General features: G+C 45.9%; 1 pseudogene. It reads right to left on the reverse strand.

Annotated features, from left to right (window positions below):
• Positions 1-528: pseudogene (locus tag ACUSJC_RS16775) on the reverse strand (hypothetical protein); the annotation flags it as partial.
• Positions 529-687 lie beyond the last annotated feature (159 nt).

Below are 687 nucleotides of genomic sequence, written 5' to 3' on the forward strand. Positions count from 1 at the left end.
GGTATCATCCGGCAACTGTGGGTTAAAAAAGCCCGGACCGCCTTCCAAGGTTTCCCAGGTGGCATAACCGTCGCCGTCATCGTCCACGTCTAAATAATTCGGTATGCCATCGCCGTCGGTATCCAAAGCATCGTTAGGTTCGTGGTTGTTGTCGTTGTCCGGCATTTCGTTAGCAGTCAAAATTCCGTCACCGTCATCATCCACATCTAAATAATCCGGTATGCCGTCGCCATCAGTATCTGTAAAAACGATCTGTCCGTTTTCAATACTTACTTCGTAAATATCCAGCAAGCCGTCGCCATCGGTATCATTTGGACATATACCAAAAGTATAATAGTCCGAAGCGTTAGCATCAGGCGTTTGTTCTATGGCAATACTACCGGTTACTGTTGTTCCGTGATAGTATACTACTCCTTGATCTTGTGTATTAAAAACAACAGCATTAGCTTCTCTGGTTAACGTACCCGATAAGGTGCTGTCAAAATCAAAGTGACCTACTACATCTTCATTGGTTACGGAATTGTTCACGTTCTGCACCGCATCGCTAAAACTATAGTCCAGATGACACAACGAGGCGGTTGCTGCATCGTCATACTCGTTTATTGTACTGCCGTCGTCATTATACTGTCCGCCCAGTGTATTGACCGGTGCCGGAATGTTCATAAGCAATCCGCCTGAAAGGGTTGA

The organism is Flavobacterium sp. U410, from assembly GCF_053570605.1.